This is a genomic window from Bartonella sp. AA9NXGY (genome assembly GCF_042196845.1).
Lineage (GTDB): Bacteria > Pseudomonadota > Alphaproteobacteria > Rhizobiales > Rhizobiaceae > Bartonella.
Map to the genome: position 1 here is coordinate 1 of NZ_JBHIRB010000102.1, position 773 is coordinate 773.

General features: G+C 42.0%; 1 protein-coding gene. It reads left to right on the forward strand.

From position 1 onward, the window contains the following. A partial coding sequence (locus ACFIM6_RS10040) for an autotransporter domain-containing protein (RefSeq protein ID WP_375612690.1) occupies positions 1–773 on the forward strand: 773 nt, incomplete at both ends.

Sequence of the window (773 nt, forward strand, 5' to 3'; positions counted from 1 at the left end):
CTTTTAGCCAATATCAGAACATCTGTCTTAGGAAAAGAAGAGGAAAAACAAACCGGTTTCTTCCTCTATACTTACGGAAACACAGGAACCTTATCTTCTGAACGCGGACCTCTCAAATATGGTTATGGTGCTGATATCCGCTATGCTGCTCTCCAAGCCGGAGTCACATTCGCGGCATTAGAAGGACAAAATACCACAACACATTTCGGTCTTGTAGGCACCTATGGGCGGCTGTCTTTCACTCCAAAGGACATAGCGGATGCCAGTAAGAGCACATTGGATAAATGGTCACTAACAGCTTATGGCAGCGTGCAGCATGACAATGGTTTCTATATGGATACACTGTTATCCTATGGAATTCTAAAAGGAGATATCGGCAATGCTATCATTGGCAAAACCGCAAAATTGAAAAACGCCAAAATGTTGAGTATCTCCACCACTGTTGGCAAAGAGTTTGCAACCGGAATGGAAAGTTTAACATTTGAGCCACAAGCACAAATTGCCTATCAACATTTGATGTTTAATACCATTGAAGATGCTGATAATTTTACCGTTGATATGAAAAATCCTTCTCAATGGTTGATCCGTGTTGGTGGACGTTTGACAAAAACCATTTCCACTGAAAGCAACCGTCCAATGTCTTTCTATGGAAAAGTAAACTTGATCAAAACCTTTGGTGATAATGGTACCATCCAGATTGGCAGAGATTTTGACCTTGATCCTATGGGACCTGCAATTGAAGGCGGCGTTGGCATCAATGCGCAACTGTCTCA